Origin of the sequence: Bradyrhizobium sp. Rc3b (genome assembly GCF_900114915.1) — a bacterium.
GTDB lineage: Bacteria > Pseudomonadota > Alphaproteobacteria > Rhizobiales > Xanthobacteraceae > Bradyrhizobium.
Genome location: NZ_FOUS01000003.1, coordinates 394,596 through 413,574 on the forward strand (window position 1 = coordinate 394,596; position 18,979 = coordinate 413,574).

The window sequence follows — 18,979 nt, forward strand, 5'->3', positions numbered from 1 at the left end:
CCATTGTTGACTGAAGCTCCATCCTCGCCGGAATCCATGGGAGAGCGCCATGACTGCACCTGAAAAGTCTGCACCTGAAAAGACTGCACTCGAAAAGGGCATTACCGCCGCTGGCACAGGCTACGGCGGCAAGAGCTGGAACATTCTGGGCCAGGTCTACTTCCCCAAGGCCGTCACCGACTCCACCTTTGCATTCGAAACCAACAGCGATCCCGGCCAGTTCGTCCCGGTGCACATCCATCCGACCCAGGACGAATTCATCCTGGTGCAGGAGGGCACGCTCGACCTCAAGCTCGATGGCAAATGGGTCAAGGCCCATGCCGGCGACCTCGTGCGCATGCCGCGCGGCATTCCGCACGGCTATTTCAACAAGTCCGATAAGCCGTGCCGCGCGCTGTTCTGGGTCTCGCCGATGCAGAAGCTGGAGGCGCTGTTCAACCAGCTGCACAATCTGACCGACCCTGCCGAGGTCGTGCGCATCTCGGCGCTGCACGAGGTCGACTTCCTGCCGCCCGAGGCCAACGACTAGGCACGGGCCCCTCGTCCACTTTCATCTGCTTGCAGCTCCGCCGGCCGCGCCTTGCGGCCGAACGTGGCCGCTTGCCCGCGGAAAACACATCGATTGCGAGCCAATCCCATGGTCAGCCCCAAGCATGTCTGCGTGATCGGCGCCGGCGTCTCCGGCCTTGCTGCCGCCAAGGCGTTCTCCAGCCGCAGCCACCGCGTCACCATCGTCGAGCGCAGCGCCGATCTCGGCGGCGTCTGGGAGCCGGCGCGCTCCTACCCTGATGTGCAGACCCAGAGCCCGAAGGAGCTCTACCGCTACACCGACCGCGCCATGCCGGAGGCCTATCCGGAATGGCCGACCGGGCCCCAGGTTCACGCCTATCTCACCGACTATGCCAAGAGTTTCGGTCTCGACCGCATGCTGCGCCTCGGCACCGAGGTCGCCGGCATGGCACGCCGCACCGACGGCAAGCCCGGCTGGACGCTCGCGCTGAGGACCAAGGACGGCACGAGCACGAGCGAGGATTTCGATTTCGTCGCGGTCTGCACCGGGCAGTTCAACGAGCCGCGCGAGCTGCATTGCCCCGGCGAGGACGCCTTTCTCGCACAGGGCGGGCAGATCCTGCATTCGTCGAAATACGGCGATCCCACGCTGGCGAAAGGACGCCGCGTGGTCGTACTCGGCGGCTCGAAGTCCGCGACCGACATCGCCGTCAACGCGGTGAAATCGGGCGCGCGCGAGGTCACCATCGTGATGCGCGAGCCGGTCTGGCGCATTCCCTATTTCATCGGCGGCCTCGTGAACTTCAAGCGCATCCTCTACATCCGCGCGCAGGAGGAGATGTTTCCGGGCTGGGGCATCGGCGCGATGACGCGGCTCGCGCACCGCATCGCCGCGCCGCTGGTGTGGGCGAACTGGCGCGGGCTGGAGAGCCTGCTCAAGGCGCAGCTCAAGCTCGGCCGCTGCAAGATGGTGCCGAAGGAGCGGATCGAGGATGGCGTCAACTGCTCGGTGCCGATCGCAACGCCGGGTTTCTACCCGATGGTCGCCGACGGCCGCATCAAGGCGGTGTTCGGCACCTTCGGCCATTATGACGGCGACAGCATCGTGATGAGCGGCGGCGAGCGCATGAGCGTCGACGTCGCGGTGCTCGCGATCGGCTACAAGCTCGGCGTGCCGTTCCTGCCCGCGGCCTACGAGCAGAAGCTGGTCGATTCCGACGGGCAGTACCGGCTCTACCGCCTGATCGCCAACCCTGACCTGCCCGAGCTCGGCTTCGTCGGCTTCAACTCGTCGTTCTGCACCGTGCTCTGCGCCGACCTCGCCGCCAACTGGCTGGTACGCTATGCCGACGGCCAGCTCGCCAACCAGCCGACGGCGCGGCAGATGCACGACAACATCGAGATGATGCTGCACTTCAAGCGTGTCGAGCGGCCGGCCGCGGGCGTCTATGGCGGTCTCTGCGTCGCGCCCTATCACTACCGCCATTTCGACGAGCTGATGGCCGACATCGGCACCAAGAACCAGAAGACCGGCGGGCTCAAGGGGCGCTTCCAGCCGCCGGATGCGGATGCCTATGCGAAATTCCTGGCGACGGCGCCCGACTATCGCGCGACCTGAGCAGAAGAATTGCGGCTGAGCGGGATTTGCATCTCGCCAGCCCTAGCCTCCAATGCTTACGATCTCCCTGGCATCGAATCGATGGGAAACGGCCATGGGATCCAGACGTCTCGCCGCCCTTGCGGCTGTTGCCTTCATCGTCGCGGCGCCCGCCGTCGGACAACAGCGCGCGCTCACGCCTCGCCAATCCGAGGCGGTCGCCACCTATGAGCGGGCGCTCGGCGATTTCAAGTCGATCCTCGCCGAGCGTCGGCGCCAGATCGATGCGAAGCAGCCGCTGCCGAATCTCCCTGGACAGGCGCTCTATCTCGCCCGCGTCGCCGTGATCAGTTCTTACAAGGATCTCACCGACGCCATGCCGTCACGGATCGGCAGGCCCAACAAGTTCGAGATTCCTCCGGCCTATTTCGATGCCGACATCGAGCCGCTGATCGACGAATATTCAAAACTGTTCGACGTCATGGAGGCGCCGCCGGCGAATGCCCAGAACTCGCCGACGCCGTTCAAGGACGTCGTCGATCTCGCGACAGTGATCGCACGCGCCAAGGGGCTTGCGCCCGCCCACGCCGACGCTGCGGGGCGCATCAGCCTCGGGCTGTTCTTTGCCGAGACCAACGGCAAGCAGAACGTCCGCAACGGACGCTCGAACACCTATATGGGCAGCTTCCAGACCGGCCCCTCAGAGGATCGCAACGGCCGCAGGAAATGGGAGGCCATCAAGGGCGAGATTGCGGCGATCGATCCGGGCTTGAGCGCGCGCGACGACAAGGAGGAGGCGCGGGCCCGCGGCACCGATCACCGCTTCAACCACTGGACCAATGTGCGCGACGGGCTGATGAATGCGCATGCGGATGTGTTCCGCGAGATCCCTGGAATCGTGAAGACGCTGCCCGACCCGATCGACCAGATGAAGCTGTTCGAATTGATTCAGATCGTGCCCACCCCGACGAGATCGGCGCTCAAGTCGGGCGATCTCTTGAACTACAGGGTGTCTAGCCCGACGATCATGAAGCATCTGCGCAACAACAGCATCTTTGCTTTCGGACAGGCCGACCGGGCGCGCAGCTCGGCAAGCTTCCGCGAGATCCTCGCCGCGATGTGGCTGTTCAACCGCAAGTTCGAGAAGGCGATGGCGAAATACGCGGAGATCAAGCCGCGCTAACGATCGGTTGCAAATGCTACCGGAAATTGTAGCCTCGCGATCTCATCGACGGCACGGACAATGTCATGCGCATGCTCATTCTCGGCGGCAGCCAGTTTCTCGGGCGCGCGATCGCCGCTCACGCCTGCGCCACAGGCCACGACGTGACCTGCGCAGCCCGCGGGCTCGCGGGGCCGATCGCCCCGGGCGCACGCTTTGTGCGGATCGATCGCGACGTCGCTGATGGTCTTGCGCCACTGCCCGGCGAGACGTTCGACGCTGTCGTCGACGTCTCGCGTCATCCCGGCCAGGTCCGCCGCGCGGTCGCGGCGCTGAAGCGGCCGGGCGTGCACTGGACCTTCGTCTCCACGATCAGCGTGTATGCGGACAACCGGATACTGGGACAGCGCGCCGACACGGCGCCATTGCGCGAGCCTGCGGCCGAGGATCTGGAGCACAGCACCGATGCCATTTACGGCGCGGCCAAGGTCGCCTGCGAACAGGCGGTCGGCGGCGATGCCTTCATCTGCCGTGCCGGCCTGATCGCAGGGCCGGAGGACCCGACCGGGCGCTTCACCTATTGGCCGGCGCGGCTCGCGCGCGGCGGCGAGGTGCTGGCGCCGGGATCGCCTGACGATGCCGTCCAGTTCGTCGATGTCCGCGACCTCGCGCAATGGATCGTGCATGCGGCGGAAGTTCGCCTCACCGGCATCTATGAAGGGATTGGACCTGTGCGCTCACGCGGCGAGTTCATGGCCGAATGCGCATCGGCGCTGAACGCATCCTGCACATTCACCTGGGTCGATCGGGCGTTTCTCGAGGCACACGACGTGCGGCGCTGGGCGGGTCCGCGGTCATTACCGCTGTGGCTGCCGCTGCCCGACTTCGCCGGTTTCCTGACTCGCGACACCTCGCCCGCGCGCGCGGCCGGATTGATCTCGCGACCGCCGGGAGACACCGCGCGCGATACGCTGCATTGGCTTCACATCACCGGCGGCCCGGTCGTCGGGCTCACTGGCGATGAAGAGAAGGACGTGCTCGCCGCGTGGCACGCGGAAAGAGTGACCCAAGTCTCCGGCCTGTAGCTGTCTGTCAGCGTCTTGAGGAAGGCGACGAAATCCGCCTCAAAGTCGCTTGGTGAAATGGTAGCGGCGAATGCCGCCGCCCAGCGTCTTGTTGCTGGAGGCATCGGCGATCTCTTCGCGCACGTTCTCATATCCCGCGTTACGATACAGCGCCAGCGCATCCTCCTGAAGCTCGGACGTACTCAGCTGCAACTGCAGACGATCGCGATGGCGGCACTCCTGCTCGGCAAACGCCAGCATCTTTCGCGCAATGCCGCGGCGCCGCGCCGCGGGAGCGACGTACATGCGCCGTAACTCCATCGCATGCTCGCCAAGGGCCTCTAGTCCAAACATACCAACGATTTCGTCGCCATCGACAGCGACCCAAAAACCGCCGTTCCGGCTCGAATAATAATCGGAGAGCCGATCTATCTCCTCTGCGAGCGAGCGGCTAATGTATCTTTCAAACGCCTCCTCCAAGCGCGCTGGCGCCAACAGACGATTTACCCGGATGAACAGCTCCCGCACAGGAACTGCATCGGGCGGTGAGAAGGCGCGAATCTGAATCTCTCTTGTCATGGAGCCGCAGCCGTCACTCCGTCCGGATCTGCGAATCCTTCAGGCCGTTGTCGTCATAGGCCTTGCGCAGCGTGCCGTTGGTCGTGGCCTCGGTCATGAACTTGGTGACGAAGGCCAACGCCTGCTGATGGCCGAGCGGCACGGCGACGGCGGTCACCGTCTTCTTGAAGGTCTCGTCCAGCACCTTCGTCCCCGGAATCTTCTGCGCCATCTTGTTGAGCTGGTCGCGCGACAGTGCGAAGGCGTCGATCTCGCCGCTCCTGAGCAGGCCGAAGATCTCGTCATAGGTCTGATAGCCCGTGACGGTCGCATGCTTCAGATGCGCGATCGCGCCGCGCATGGTGGTGGTGGCGTTGACGGCCGCGACCTTGAATCCGGGTTGGTCGAGCGTCGCGAAATTGGTGACGGCGGAGCCGGGCTTGACGATATAGGTCGCGTCCGCGACCTCGTAGATCGGGCCGAACATCATCTTGGTCTCGCGCTCGGGATCCCTAGGGAGCCAGGTGACATCCCACGTACCTTTCGACGCAGCGTCGGTGATCTGTCCGGAGTTCTGGTGGACGACATATTCGACGGGGACGCCGAGCTGGGCGGCCATCGCCTTGCCGAGATCGACGGGAACGCCGGCATAGCCGGCTTCGGTCTTGGTCGACCAGAATGCGCCGCCTGCGGGGCTGATGGCGATCGCGACCCGCAGCTTGCCGGTCGGTGCGATCTCGTCCTTCAGACCGTCTGCTAGCGCCGGCATGGCGACCATCGCTGCGAGAACGAGGCCGGCAAGGCCCGAGTGGAGGGACGTGGGCATGTCATGTTCTCCTCACCTTTTCTTCTTTTCTTCTTGGCTTCTTCCCGGCTGACTCGCGTAGCGTCACACGGTCTTTGACACAATTCTGGTCGATCGTGCGCTCGGTGAAAAGCGGTTTGTCATGGCAAATCTGTCAAAGGCCACACCGCCCTGTGCAGCGCAAGGCCGGCGACTGCCATGGCTATGGTGTTCCACGGACGGTCATTTGTTGGTAGCCTGCCGCACCGACAGACGATACTCGGGGGCTAGCGAATGACCTCATCGAATCCCGCATCTCCTGCACGGCGCAATGGAGCGTGGAGACAGGCCGGGCGGACACTGGCCGCCGCTGCGGCCGTGGTCGCGCTGGCCGGTTGCGAGGACAAGAACACGTTCGTGGCACCGCCGCCGCCCAAGGTGGACGTGGCAACGCCCGTGCAGCGTCCGGTCACGCGCTACATCGAAGCCACCGGCAACACCGCGCCGATCAAGAGCGTCGATCTCGTGGCGCGGGTGCAGGGCTTCCTGCAATCAATCGACTATCAGGACGGCGCCTTCGTCAAGCAGGGCACCCAGCTCTTCACGATCGAGCCCGAGACCTACAAGCTCAAGGTCGAGCAGGCGAAGGCGGCCGAGGTCGGCGCGCAGGCCACGGTCAAGCAGGCCGAAGCCGATTTCAAGCGGCAGGTCGAGCTCGTGCAGCGCCAGGCGGTCTCGCAATCCACCTTGGACACCTCGACATCGACCCGCGACAACGCGCAGGCCAACCTCCAGCAGGCCCAGGTCAATACGAGGCTGGCCGAGGTCAATTACGGCTACACCAGGGTGACAGCGCCGTTCGACGGCATCGTCAGCGCCCACCTGGTCTCGGTCGGCGAGCTCGTCGGCGTCTCCTCGCCAACCCAGCTCGCGACCATTGTCGCCATGGACCCGATCTGGGTGAACTTCACGGTCAACGAGCAGGACGTGCTGCGCATCCGCGCCGAAGCGGCCCGCCGCGGACTGACCCCCGCCGACATGAAGCAATTCCCGATTCAGGTGGGACTGCAGACCGAGACCGGCTATCCGCATGAGGGCAAGCTCGACTACGTCTCGCCGACCCTCAATACATCAACCGGCACGCTCGCGGTGCGCGGCGTCGTGCCCAACGACAAGCGGGTGCTGCTGCCCGGTTATTTCGTCCGGGTGCGCGTGCCGTTCGACCAGGAGAAGAGCGCCCTGCTCGTCCCCGACACCGCGCTCGGCAGCGACCAGGGCGGCCGCTATCTGCTGGTGGTCAACGGCGACAACGTCGTCGAGCAGCGCAAGGTGCAGATCGGCCCCGTCGACAACGGCCTGCGCGTCATCGAAAGCGGCTTGAAGCCGGAGGACCGCGTCGTCATCGCGGGGCTGCTGCGGGTGATCCCGGGCCAGAAGATCGATCCGCAAACAACGAAGATCGAGCAGCCGCAGGCGTCTGCCAAGTAGGAGCGCCAGCCATGATCTCAAAGTTCTTCATCGAGCGGCCGGTCCTGTCGAACGTCATCGCGCTGTTGATGATCCTGATCGGCGGCGTCGCGCTGTTCAATCTCGCCATCGCGCAATACCCCGACGTGGTGCCGCCGACCGTGCAGGTCACCACGCGCTATCCCGGCGCCAGCGCCAAGACCGTGATCGACACCGTTGCCTTGCCGATCGAGCAGCAGGTCAACGGCGTCGAGGACATGCTCTACATGCAGTCCTACAGCGGCTCCGACGGTACCTATACGCTGACCGTGACCTTCAAGATCGGCACCGACCTCAACTTCGCGCAGGTGCTGGTGCAGAACCGCGTCTCCAGCGCATTGTCGCAGTTGCCGCAGGCCGTGCAAAACCAGGGTGTCACCGTGCAGAAGCGGTCGACCTCGATCCTGCTGTTCGTGACGCTGACCTCGCCGGATTCGAGATACGACAGCCTTTACCTGAGCAACTACGCCACCATCAACATCCGCGACGAGCTCTCCCGCCTGCCCGGCGTCGGTAACGTCACCGTGTTCGGCGCCGGCCAGTATTCGATGCGGGTCTGGCTCGATCCGAACAAGCTGCAGGTCCGTGGCCTCGTACCGCAGGACGTCATCAACGCAATCCAGCAGCAGAGCCAGCAGGTCTCCGCCGGCCAGGTCGGCGCGCCGCCGACACCGCCGGGACAGGCATTCCAGTACACGCTCAACGTCAACGGACGGCTCGACGACACCAGCCAGTTCGAGGACATCATCGTCAAGTCAGGCAGCAGCGGCGACGTCACGCGGGTGCGCGACGTCGGCTGGGTCGAGCTGGGGGCGCAGACCTACAGCCAGATCTTTTCGCTCAACAAGCAACCGGCCGTCGGCATCGGCGTATTCCAGTCGCCCGGCGCCAACGCGCTCCAGGTCGAGCAGGCCGTCGAGAGGAAGATGGCGGACCTCGCCAAGCGGTTCCCGGAAGGCATCAGATACGACACGCCGTTCGACACCACCAAATTCGTCGAGGCCTCGGTGCACGAGGTCTACATGACACTGATCGAGGCCGGCCTCTTGGTGCTGGTCGTGATCCTCGTGTTCCTGCAGGACTGGCGCGCGATGCTGGTGCCGGCGACGACCGTGCCTGTCACCATCATCGGCGCCTTCGCCGCGATGGCGGCGCTCGGCTTCACCATCAACATGTCGACGCTGTTCGCGATCGTGCTCGCGATCGGCATCGTGGTCGACGACGCCATCGTCGTGGTGGAAGGCGCAGCCCACAACATCGAGCAGGGCATGAACGGCCACGACGCCGCGATCAAGGCGATGGACCAGCTGTTCGCGCCGATCGTCGGCATCACCCTGGTGCTGATCTCGGTGTTTTTGCCGGCCTCGTTCCTCGCCGGGCTCACCGGGCGCATCTATTCGCAATTCGCGCTGGTGATCGCGGCGACTGCGCTGCTCTCCGCCATCAACGCGGCGACACTGAAGCCGACGCAATGCGCGCTGTGGCTGCGGCCGACTGTGCCGCCCGAGCAGCGCAATTTCTTCTACAGAGGTTTCAACGCGGTCTATAACCGCGTCGAGCGCGGCTACACACGACTGATCACCTTCCTCGTGAAGCACGCCACCATCTCGGTCGCGTTCGCGCTGCTGGTGATCGGCGCCAGCGGCTACGGCCTGTCGCGGGTGCCGACCGGCTTCCTGCCGATCGAGGACCAGGGCTATCTGATCGCCGCCGTGCAGCTGCCCGACGGCGCCGCGCTGGAGCGGACGCAAGCCGTGCTCGACAGAGCGAGCGGGCTGATCAAGGAGACGCCCGGCGTGGCGCAGGTCATCACCATCGCCGGCATCTCCGCACTCGACAACAGCGCCAGCCTTGCCAATGCCGGCGTCGCCTACATCATCCTGAAGGATTGGGATGCGCGCAAAGGCCCCGGCGAGGATCTGCGCTCGCTGGTGTACGGGCTCAACGACAAGCTCGCCACCATCATGGAGGCACGCACGCTGGTGCTGCCGCCGCCGCCGATCCAGGGCATCGGCAACGCCGCCGGCTTCTCGATGCAGGTCGAGCTGCGCGACGGCAACAGCGATTTCGCCAAGCTGCAGGCGATCACCGGCGCGATGGTCAGCAATGGCCAGAGCCAGAGCGCGCTGCAGCGCGTGCAGTCCTCGTTCCGCTCCTCGGTGCCGCAGTTCAACGTGGAGATCGACCGGGTCAAGACCCAGACGCTGCACGTCACGACCGACCAGGTGTTCTCGGCGCTGTCGACCTATCTCGGCTCGTCCTATGTCAACCAGTTCAACAAGTTCGGCCGTGTGTTCCAGGTCTACACCCAGGCCGATCCCGCGTTCCGCGTCACCGAGCGCGACATCGCCAACATGCAGGTGCGCAACTCGAACGGCGACATGATCCCGATCGGCACCGTCGCCAAGATCACGCCGGCCACGGGACCGTCGCTGATCAGCCTCTACAATCTCTATCCGTCCTCGACCGTGATCGGCCTGCCGGCGCAGGGATACTCCTCCGGCCAGTCGCTGAAGCTGATGGAGGAGATCGCCGACAAGACGCTGCCGCCGGGCACCGGCTACGAGTGGACGGCGATGTCCTATCAGGAGAAGGCGGTCAGCAACCAGATCTACTGGGTGTTCGGCCTTGCCATGCTGCTGGTCTATCTCGTGCTCGCCGGCCAGTATGAGAGCTGGTACGCGCCGATCTCGGTGATCCTCGCGGTGCCGCTGTCGCTGCTGGGGCCGATGCTGATCCTCTCCGGGCTCAAGATCGACAACAACCTGTATTGCCAGATCGGGCTGATCCTCCTGATCGCGCTGTCGGCCAAGAACGCGATCCTGATCGTCGAGGTCGGGCTCGAGCTGCACGGCCGCGACGGCAAGCCGGTGGTGGAGGCCGCGATCGAGGCGGCGCGTGCGCGCTTCCGCCCGATCCTGATGACCTCCTTCGCCTTCATCCTCGGTGTGGTGCCGCTGGTGCTCGCCACCGGCGCCGGCGCCAGCGCGCGCAAGTCGATCGGCATCACCGTCTTCTCCGGCATGCTGGCCTCGACCTGCCTCGCCGTGCTGTTCGTGCCGGCCTTCTTCGTGGTGGTGCAGCGCTTCGAGAACTGGCGGGCGAGCAAGAAGGCGGTGAAGGTGGAGACTGTGGCGGAGGTGAAGTAGTCGTCATTGCGAGCGCAGCGAAGCAATCCAGAGCCTTTCCGGAGAGAGAGTCTGGATTGCTTCGTCGCTTCGCTCCTCGCAATGACGGCGGAGAGGGAATGCACCGTAGTTCACGCCTTCTCCGCCGGAGCCTGCCTTGCCTCGCCGCTCGACACCAGCAGCACCGAGACTTTCGACTGCCGGAGCACGGCGTCGGCGACGCCGCCGAAGGACAGGTGGTCGGCCTGGATGCGGTCGACGCCCATGACGACGAGATCGACGTCGGTGGTGTCGATCTCGCGCAGGATCGCGGCTTCGGGCGCCCGGTTCACCCGCAGCGTGGTGGTGATGTCAACGTCATAGCGGGCGGCGAGATCGCTGGCGTCCTTGAGAATGCCCGCCTCCTGGCCGAGGCCACGGGAGGCGCCGCGCTGCGCGCCCTTGTCGCGCGTGGTCGCGACATAGATCACCCGCAGCGAGCCTGATCCTCCTTGCGCCAACGCGACCGCGACCTCGGCGCCGCGCTTGGAGATGCCGCTGCCGGAGACCGGAACGAGGATGTTGAGCGCCTCGGGCGCCGGCTGCTTCAGGTGCTTGCCCTTGGCCGCGACGATCGCGAGCGGCCCTTCGAACTTCGCGGCGATGTCGTCGATCCTCCGGTCGAAACGGTCCTTGGTCGCGATGACCTTGTCGATGCCAACCACCAGAAGATCAAAACCCTTGCGCGCTTCATCGGCGATGGTCTCGCCGAGCTCCGCCTGCCGCGCGCGGGTGACGACATCGACGTTGCCGGCCTCGCCGTCGCCATGGGCGGACACGACTTCGGCGGCTTTCTTCACCACCGCTTCGTGGCTCTCCTCCTGGTCGCGGCCCTTCTCCCGCTCCTTCGCGCTTTTGCCGATATGCAGGACGGTGATCGGCAGGCCGCGCATGCCGGCGATCAGGCCGGCGATGTGCGCGGCAAAGATGGCGTTGGCGCTTTCGTCCACCGCCAGCAGAGGGCGCTCGAGATTGGCGAGGAAACCGCGCTTCTCGAATTCCTCCCGCTCCAGCCGCTCCTTCTCGTCCTTGTTCATCGGCAGCCTTGCCAGCGCCGCGCGCAGCATCGGCGGCATCGCCATCGTGGTCACGATCGCCATGGTCACGATCATCGTGAACAGGTTCTGGCTCAGCACGCCGATGGACAGGCCAATGGTCGCGATGATCACCTCGGTCGAGCCGCGGGCATTCATGCCGCTCGCCAGCGCCAGCGATTCCCGATGGTTCAGGCCCCCCAATGTGCCGCCGACGAAGGCGCCGCCGAACTTGCCGACGCTGGCGATCACGACCAGCAGGCCGGTGAGCATCAAGAGATTGGGATCACGCAGCACCGACAGATCAGCGCTGAGGCCGGCAAGGCCGAAGAACACCGGCATGAAGAAGGCGGAGATCAGCCCGCGCAGGCGCTCGTCGATCTGCCGCGTCAGGATCGGGGATTCCCCGACCAGGATGCCGGCGACGAAGGCCCCGAGCACGGTGTGCACGCCGATCAGATGCGTGATCAGCGCCATCACGCTCATCAACAGCAGGATCACCGTGATCACCGCCGCCGCGCTGACGAGATTGTCGTTGGCCCAGCGGATCAGCTGGAACACCAGGCGGCGGCCGATGGTGAAGCTGACGGCCAGGAAGGCGAGCGTGCCCAGCACGGCTTTCGCCACCGAGGCGATATCCAGCGTACCGTGCGAGGCCAGGCTGAAGATCACGGCGATGATGATCCAGCCGATGGTGTCGTCGATGACGGCGGTCGCCACGATGATCTGCCCGACATTGCGGCGCATGAAATTCATCTCGCGCACCACCACCGCGACGATCTTGACCGAGGAGATCGACAGCGCCGTGCCCATGAACAGCGAAGCGACCAGGCGCTGTTGCGGATCGGGCAGTAGCGCATCGGGCAGAAACTCTCCGAGCGCGAAGCCGCAGGCGAAGGGCACGAGGATGCCGGCGATCGAGATCGCGATCGCGGCCCTGCCGACTTTCCGGACCAGCTTGAGGTCGGTCTCCATGCCGGTGAGCAGCAGCAGGAGCAGGATGCCGAACTGGGCAATGCCGTCGATCATCGCCTTCTGCTCGGGGGTCTTGGGGAAGATCGCGTGCTGCGCCTCGGGCCAGATCCAGCCGAACAGCGACGGTCCGAGGATGATGCCCGCGAGCAACTCGCCGATCACCGAGGGCTGGCCGATCCGCTGCATGATCTCGCCAAGACCGCGCCCCACAGCGATCAACAGCACGATCTGCGCCACCAGCAGGAATTCGGACGGGCCGGCCGATTTGCCGCCCTCGGCACCGGCCGCAATGGTGGTGAGGACAAGCGCCGCGGGGACGAGGCCGACCGGACGGAGCAGGCGCCATGGCATGCAGGTGTCTTTCCCCCTTTGCCTGCCCCGAGGTTGGGGCCACGAGGATAGAACCCGCGGGACGTGGAGCGGGTTCCCGGTTCACGGGGCGGGATATTCGCCGTCGTTGCGAGCGCAGCGACTTGTCCGCCGAAGCCTTGGCGAAGGGGACTCGCAACTCTGGGTCCCGGCTCTGCGCTGCAACGCTCACGCGTTGCGGCTTGTCCGGGACACGAGGCGCCTCACACCGGCTGTGGCGTCCGGATCTCGCGCGGCAGGATGATGGCGGCTGCGATTGCCAGCAGGCAGAGCGCGGCGAAGGCGTGCAGCATGGTCACGAAGCCGCCCTGCTCGTAGAGCCAGGCGACCAGGCCGACCGAGGCGCCGGCCGCGGTGAAGCCGATGAAATAGCGCACGGCGTAGGCGCGCGAGCGCCATTCCTCGCTGGTGTACTTGCCGACCATGGCATCGTTCACCGTGACCTGCCCGAATGCGCCCATGACGATGCCGATCGAGACCAGGATCAGCGGCAGATTGTTCAGGCTGGCGGCGAGATAGAGGAACGGCGCCAGCATGAAGGACAGCGGCAATGCCACCGTCTTCAGCGAGTAGCGGTCGAGCAGCCGGCCGATCGTGTACTGCGTCATCGCGCCGAACACGTAGACGCAGGCCGCAATGATTCCGAGCAGCGCCGGGCTCTTCGTCAAATCCGCGAGACGCTCCGCGAACAGCTTTGGCAGCGCCACGGTGACCGCGTTGAAGGTCGTGGAGATCGCGATCACCACGATCAGCAGCGACAGCACCACGCGCCACATGTCCTGCTTGGCCACCCGCGCCTGCGCCGCGGCCTGCTTGGTGCCCTTGCGGTCCTCGTGCACGACCATCATCGCAAAGGCGACGCCGATCAGGATCGTGACCACGCCGGGAACGATGAAGGCGAAACGCCAGCCGAGATATTGGCCGATCACGCCTGTCACCAGCGCCGATGAGGCCACGCCGAGATTGCCCCAGACGCCGTTGATCCCCATCTCGCGGCCGAGCCGGTCGGCATAGGACACGATCATGGCGGTGCCGACGGGATGGTAGATCGAGGCAAAGATGCCGATCGCCAGCAGCGCCGCGCCGAGCTGCGCCGGGGTCTGCACGAAGCCGACCGCGATCATGGAGAGGCCGATGCCGACGAAGAAGATCAGCATCATGTGGCGGCGGCTCCAGCGGTCACCGAGCCAGCCGGTGAGCAGCGAGCCGGCGCCGAAAGCCACAAAGCCAGGTGTCGCGTAGGGCAGAAGTTCCGAATAGGCCATGCCGAGCGCCGGTCCCATGATGATGACGGCGGCGGCGAAGATCAGCATCGAATAATGGTCGATGAAATGGCCTGCGTTGACGAAACCGATGACCCGGCTGGCGCTGTTCATACGAATCCTCTCCTGCTCCGAAATGAGTTATATGTCCTCCCCATGACGGGATGCTGCCAATGACTGTCTTGGAAACGCCAATCTTGGAAACGCCAATCCTGCGGGAGGTCCGGAGCAACCACCGCTCGCCCGCGGGCGTGCATCTGGTCGCGCGCGACTACCCCAAGGGTTTGCGGATCGATCCGCATTTGCACCGCGAGGCGCAGCTGATCTATGCGGCCAAGGGCACCATGCAGGTGACGACGCCGGGGGGACGCTGGCTGGTGCCGCCGGACCGCGCGGTCTGGGTCCCGGCCGGGCTCGAGCATGCCATCGATCTGCTCGCCGACATCGAGATGCGCACGCTGTATTTCGACCTGTCCTGGCTCAAGCGCGAGCAGCGCTATGACGGCCTGACCCGGGAATTCGTGGTGCGGGTGTCACCGCTGCTCAATCAGGCGATACTGGCGCTGTTCGACGCGCGCAACACGGAGGAGCGCACCGAGCTGCTGGTTCGCCTCGTCATGCTGGAATTGCACCAGGCTGAGGATTCCGCGACCTTCGTGCCGCTGCCGCGCGAGTCGCGCTGCCGCCGCGCCGCCCTGATCGTGCTCGACGATCCGACCGGCCTGCACGACATCGACACGCTGGCGCGCGAGGTTGGAACTTCCGCGCGGACGCTGTCGCGGCTGTTCTCGACGGAAACGCAGCTGAGCTTCAAGAGCTGGTGCCAGCGCGCGCGGATTGCTGCGGCGATCCAGCGGCTGTCGACGGATGCGAATGTGTCGGTGAAGCAGCTCGCAACCCAGCTCGGCTATGCCAGCGTGCCCGCGTTCTCGGCCGCGTTCCGCCGGGTGACCGGGCGGACGCCGACGGAGTTTGCCGGCAAAGCTTGAGGCAGCCTCGGCATTGCGAGCACAGAACTCATAGGGTGGGCAAAGCGCCGCCGTAGCTCGAAGAGCGAAGGTGGAGGCGTGCCCACGATTTCTTCGCTGCAGTCAAAGATCGTGGGCACGGCGCAAGGGCGCCTTTGCCCACCCCTACGGCAGCTCGTTTGGGGTGAGCACACCCGCTCCCTCAACGCCCACGCTATGCCGTCATTCCCCAAACGCACGGCCCAACTAAAGTTGCCGCATTCCTCCGCTTGATTGTGATCGGTTTCCGCCCAAATCCCGTGTAAGCTTCGGCAACGCACAAACCTGATACGAAAGCCCCGATGGCCAACGCCTTCTTCTCCGACCTGCTCGCCACGATCTCCGAGCGCGGCCGCACGCTGCTTCGTCGCGGCGAGTCCGCCGACACCAGACGGGATGCCGACGGGCTGATCGATCTCTGCGATGCGCTGCTGTCGGGCCGGGGCGAGGCATCGGGCATCGCCATCGCGCGTGAGGTGCTCGACATCTACCGTGAGCTGGATCCTGCGGGACGCCGCGCCTTCTTCCACGGGCTGGTGCGCGATTTCGGCCCGGACCGGGAGCGCCTGGCCAAGGCGATCGAGAAATGGCGCGCCGCGCCGAGCGACGAGGACGCGAGCTCGCTGCATTTCGCCTCGGAGCCGCGGCGGCAGGAGCTGATCCGCCGCCTCAACCGTGCGCCCGGCGGCACCGGCGATCTCGTCAACATGCGCGCCGATCTGCTCGGCATGATGAACGGCCACACCGACCTCGCCGCGCTCGATCGCGACGTCTCGCATCTTCTCTCTTCGTGGTTCAACAGGGGGTTTCTCGTGCTGCGCAGGATTGACTGGTCGTCCCCGGCCAACATCCTCGAAAAGATCATCCGCTACGAGGCCGTGCACGAGATCTCGGACTGGGACGATCTGCGCCGCCGCATCGATCCGGTCGACCGCCGCTGCTACGCCTTCTTCCATCCCGCGATGGTCGACGAGCCCTTGATCTTCGTCGAGGTGGCGCTGACCGAGACCATCCCGGGCGCGATTGCTCCGCTGCTTGCAGTCGACCGCCAGCATCTGCCGATCGAGCGCGCGCGCACCGCCGTGTTCTATTCGATCTCCAACACCCAGCGCGGTCTCGGCGGCATCTCCTTCGGCAGCTTCCTGATCAAGCAGGTGGTCGAGGAGCTGCGCCGTGAAACGCCCAAGCTCGACACTTTCGTGACGCTGTCACCGGTGCCGGGCTTCATGCCATGGCTGAAGCAGGACAAGGACTTGCCGCTGTCCGACGAGGACCGAGAGGTGCTGAAGCGCCTCGACGATCCCAAATGGTTCGAGAGCCCCGAGACGACGGCACAGCTCCGCGCCGTGATCGAGCCGCTCGCGGCACACTACTTCCTCAAGGCGCGCACGCCGAAGGGCAAGCTGATCGATTCCGTCGCCCGCTTCCATCTCGGCAACGGCGCCAGGCTGGAGCGCATCAACTGGCTGGGCGATCTCTCGCCGAAGGGCGTGCGGGAATCCGCCGGCGTGATGGTCAACTACCTCTATCGCCTCGACGACATCGAGAAGAACCACGAAGCCTACGCCAATGACGGCGAGGTGGTGGCGTCCAGTGCGGTGAAGAAGCTGCTGAAGGGCGAAGGAAGGCGGCTGCTGGATATGCGGTTGTCGTAAGCCACACAGTCAGTCGTCGTCCCGGACAAGCGCAGCGAAGCGGAGCGCAGATCCGGGACCCAAAACCACAGGATTGGGTTTGGCGAAGACTCGGTGTCAGCTCGCTCCCTAACCTCTCCCTGGGGTTATGGGTCCCTGCTTTCGCAGGGACGACACCGAGTAAGTGGCGCGATTGTCGCGCGCCACTCGCGCTTAGCAACCCCTACTCCGCCAGCGCCTTCATTTCCTTGTAGAGATCCGACTTGCCCTCGAAGCCGATGCCCGGAAGGTCTGGCATGGTGATGTGGCCGTTCTCGACGCGCACGCCATCCGGGAAGCCGCCGTAGGGCTGGAACAGGTCGGGATAGCTCTCATTGCCGCCGAGGCCTAAGCCGGCTGCGATGTTGAGCGACATCTGGTGGCCGCCGTGCGGGATGCAGCGACTGGGGGACCAGCCGTGGGTCTTCAGGACTTCCAGCGTGCGCTGGTATTCGCAGAGGCCATAGGACAGCGCGCAGTCGAATTGCAGCCAGTCGCGGTCGGGGCGCATGCCGCCGTAGCGGATCAGATTGCGGGCATCCTGGTGGCTGAAGAGATTCTCGCCTGTGGCCATCGGGCCCGGATAGAATTCGGCGAGCGCGGCCTGCAGCGCATAGTCGAGGGGATCGCCGACTTCCTCGTACCAGAACAAGGGATAGTCGCGCAGCATCTTGGCATAGGCGATGCCGGTCTCGAGATTGAAGCGGCCGTTGGCGTCGACGGCGAGCTGCGCGTCCTTGCCGATCTCCTTCAGCACCGCCTCGATGCGGGTACGGTCCTCGTCGATATCGGCGCCGCCGATCTTCATCTTCACGACATTGTAGCCGCGGTCGAGATAGCCGCGCATCTCGCCGCGCAGCATCGAGAGGTCCTTGCCGGGATAGTAATAGCCACCGGCGGCGTAGACGAACACGCGCGGATTGGCTTTGACGCCGTGACGTTCGGCGAGTAGGCGGAACAGCGGCTTGCCGGCGATCTTCGCCACTGCGTCCCACACCGCCATGTCGATGGTGCCGACTGCGACCGAACGCTCGCCGTGGCCGCCGGGCTTCTCGTTGGTCATCATCGCGCCCCAGACCTTGTCGGGGTCGAGATTGTCGCCAGCCGTATTCAGCAGCGACTTCGGATCGGCCTCGGTGATGCGCGAGGCAAAACGTTCGCGGATCAGGCCGCCCTGCCCGTAACGGCCGTTGGAGTTGAAGCCGTAGCCGATCACGCGCTTGCCGTCGCGCACCACGTCGGTGACGACGGCGACGAGGCTCGTCGTCATCTTGGTGAAGTCGATATAGGCGTTGCGGATCGGCGAGGAGATCGGCTTGGTGATTTCGCGGACGTCGACGATGCGGACGGACATGGGGCTGGCCTTGGGTGTTGAGAGGAATTCGCCGGACTGTCTCCCCGTCATCCTGAGGTGCGAGTGATGGGGCGCTCAGCGCCCCATCGGGAGCCTCGAAGGATGAACGGCCGAGGTGCAGCCGGGCTGTCGCCCTTCGAGGGCCGCTGGAGGAGCGGCCACCTCAGGGTGACGGTCTTGCATTTGGACGCGCGGCGGATTCGCATCGCCCCGGAATGACGGTGGTCTATTTCTTATCCCTGAAATACGGCTCCACCGGGCCGTGCACCTTGATGGTCAGCGGGTTGCCGTGGCGATCCTTGGCGTTGCCGGCGGTGACGCGGACCCAGCCTTCGCTGATGCAGTATTCCTCGACATTGGTCTTCTCGACGCCCTTGAAGCGGATGCCGACGTCGCGCGCCAGGATGTCCGCGTTGTAATAGGGGCTGTTCGGATCGACCGACAGGCGGTCCGGAAATTCGTCGCTCATGATTGTCTCGCTCACAACAGTGTTTCGATTTGACTCCGCAATCCTTCGGGCCGCGCGGTCGGCGCGTAGCGCGCGACCACCTTGCCGGTACGGTCCACCAGGAATTTGGTGAAATTCCATTTGATGGCGGCGCCGAGAAGCCCGGATTGCTGGCGTTTCAGGTACTCATACAGAGGGTGCGCATTGGCGCCGTTGACGTCGATCTTCTCGAACAAGGGAAAGGTGACGTCGTAATGGGTCGAGCAGAACGCCTGGATCTCGTCCGCCCGGCCCGGCTCCTGCGCGCCGAACTGGTTGCAGGGAAAGCCGAGCACCGAGAAGCCGCGCGGCGAGAGATCGCGATGCAGATCTTCCAGGCCGCGATATTGCGGCGTGAAGCCGCATTTGCTCGCGGTGTTGACGATCAGCAGCACCTGCCCCTCGAAACGTTTCAGGGCGACCTCCTCGCCGGCAAGCGAGTTGGCCTTGAAATCGTAGATCACGGACAT

Annotated in this window: 15 protein-coding genes; 8 read left to right on the forward strand and 7 right to left on the reverse strand. The window is 65.0% G+C overall.

Features of this window, described 5'->3' with window-relative positions; genetic code table 11:
* Positions 1-49 precede the first annotated feature (49 nt).
* The 4 genes from BM190_RS08700 to BM190_RS08715 all read left to right on the forward strand — a co-directional run bounded on the left by BM190_RS08700 (position 50) and on the right by BM190_RS08715 (position 4,354).
* Positions 50-529, forward strand: coding sequence for a cupin domain-containing protein (locus BM190_RS08700; protein ID WP_018318566.1), 480 nt, complete (start codon positions 50-52; stop codon positions 527-529).
* A gap of 108 nt (positions 530-637) precedes the next feature.
* Complete coding sequence (locus BM190_RS08705; RefSeq protein WP_092253606.1) at positions 638-2,128, forward strand: flavin-containing monooxygenase; 1,491 nt, start codon at positions 638-640, stop codon at positions 2,126-2,128.
* Between the two features lie 94 nt (positions 2,129-2,222).
* Positions 2,223-3,290 (forward strand): hypothetical protein, encoded by a 1,068-nt coding sequence (locus BM190_RS08710; RefSeq protein WP_092253608.1) that lies wholly within the window; start codon positions 2,223-2,225, stop codon positions 3,288-3,290.
* A 65-nt stretch (positions 3,291-3,355) separates the two neighbouring features.
* Complete coding sequence (locus tag BM190_RS08715) at positions 3,356-4,354, forward strand: NAD-dependent epimerase/dehydratase family protein (protein WP_092253610.1); 999 nt, start codon at positions 3,356-3,358, stop codon at positions 4,352-4,354.
* A 39-nt stretch (positions 4,355-4,393) separates the two neighbouring features.
* Here BM190_RS08715 and BM190_RS08720 read toward each other — a convergent pair whose 3' ends face one another.
* Together BM190_RS08720 and BM190_RS08725 are read right to left on the reverse strand one after the other, a co-directional pair.
* Complete coding sequence (locus tag BM190_RS08720) at positions 4,394-4,912, reverse strand: GNAT family N-acetyltransferase (protein WP_018318562.1); 519 nt, start codon at positions 4,910-4,912, stop codon at positions 4,394-4,396.
* 13 nt (positions 4,913-4,925) lie between these two features.
* Positions 4,926-5,717 carry an ABC transporter substrate-binding protein gene (locus BM190_RS08725; protein ID WP_092253612.1) on the reverse strand — a complete coding sequence of 264 codons (792 nt, stop codon included), beginning with the start codon at positions 5,715-5,717 and terminating at the stop codon, positions 4,926-4,928.
* Between the two features lie 252 nt (positions 5,718-5,969).
* Between BM190_RS08725 and BM190_RS08730 the strand changes: the two genes are divergently transcribed.
* On the forward strand, positions 5,970-7,163 hold the full coding sequence (locus BM190_RS08730) for an efflux RND transporter periplasmic adaptor subunit (RefSeq protein ID WP_092253614.1): 1,194 nt from the start codon (positions 5,970-5,972) through the stop codon (positions 7,161-7,163).
* An 11-nt stretch (positions 7,164-7,174) separates the two neighbouring features.
* Positions 7,175-10,330, forward strand: a complete 3,156-nt coding sequence (locus BM190_RS08735; protein ID WP_092253616.1) for an efflux RND transporter permease subunit — start codon at positions 7,175-7,177, stop codon at positions 10,328-10,330.
* A 110-nt stretch (positions 10,331-10,440) separates the two neighbouring features.
* Here BM190_RS08735 and BM190_RS08740 read toward each other — a convergent pair whose 3' ends face one another.
* Both BM190_RS08740 and BM190_RS08745 read right to left on the reverse strand, forming a co-directional pair.
* Positions 10,441-12,708, reverse strand: a complete 2,268-nt coding sequence (locus BM190_RS08740; protein ID WP_092253618.1) for a cation:proton antiporter domain-containing protein — start codon at positions 12,706-12,708, stop codon at positions 10,441-10,443.
* Between the two features lie 221 nt (positions 12,709-12,929).
* Positions 12,930-14,102, reverse strand: coding sequence for an MFS transporter (locus BM190_RS08745; RefSeq protein WP_092253620.1), 1,173 nt, complete (start codon positions 14,100-14,102; stop codon positions 12,930-12,932).
* A 50-nt stretch (positions 14,103-14,152) separates the two neighbouring features.
* Here BM190_RS08745 and BM190_RS08750 point away from each other — a divergent pair, with 50 nt between their 5' ends.
* Both BM190_RS08750 and BM190_RS08755 read left to right on the forward strand, forming a co-directional pair.
* Positions 14,153-14,977: an AraC family transcriptional regulator gene (locus tag BM190_RS08750; RefSeq protein WP_092253622.1), complete on the forward strand. Its 825-nt coding sequence runs from the start codon at positions 14,153-14,155 to the stop codon at positions 14,975-14,977.
* A 320-nt stretch (positions 14,978-15,297) separates the two neighbouring features.
* Positions 15,298-16,650, forward strand: a complete 1,353-nt coding sequence (locus BM190_RS08755) for a malonyl-CoA decarboxylase (RefSeq protein ID WP_018318555.1) — start codon at positions 15,298-15,300, stop codon at positions 16,648-16,650.
* 202 nt (positions 16,651-16,852) lie between these two features.
* Here BM190_RS08755 and tarD read toward each other — a convergent pair whose 3' ends face one another.
* From tarD to BM190_RS08770, 3 genes are all read right to left on the reverse strand, one after another.
* Positions 16,853-18,022 carry a D(-)-tartrate dehydratase gene (tarD, locus tag BM190_RS08760; protein ID WP_092253624.1) on the reverse strand — a complete coding sequence of 390 codons (1,170 nt, stop codon included), beginning with the start codon at positions 18,020-18,022 and terminating at the stop codon, positions 16,853-16,855.
* 226 nt (positions 18,023-18,248) lie between these two features.
* Entirely contained in the window at positions 18,249-18,491 is a 243-nt protein-coding gene (locus tag BM190_RS08765) for a DUF3297 family protein (RefSeq protein WP_038950952.1), read from the reverse strand.
* 11 nt (positions 18,492-18,502) lie between these two features.
* Positions 18,503-18,979, reverse strand: a complete 477-nt coding sequence (locus BM190_RS08770) for a glutathione peroxidase (protein ID WP_092253626.1) — start codon at positions 18,977-18,979, stop codon at positions 18,503-18,505.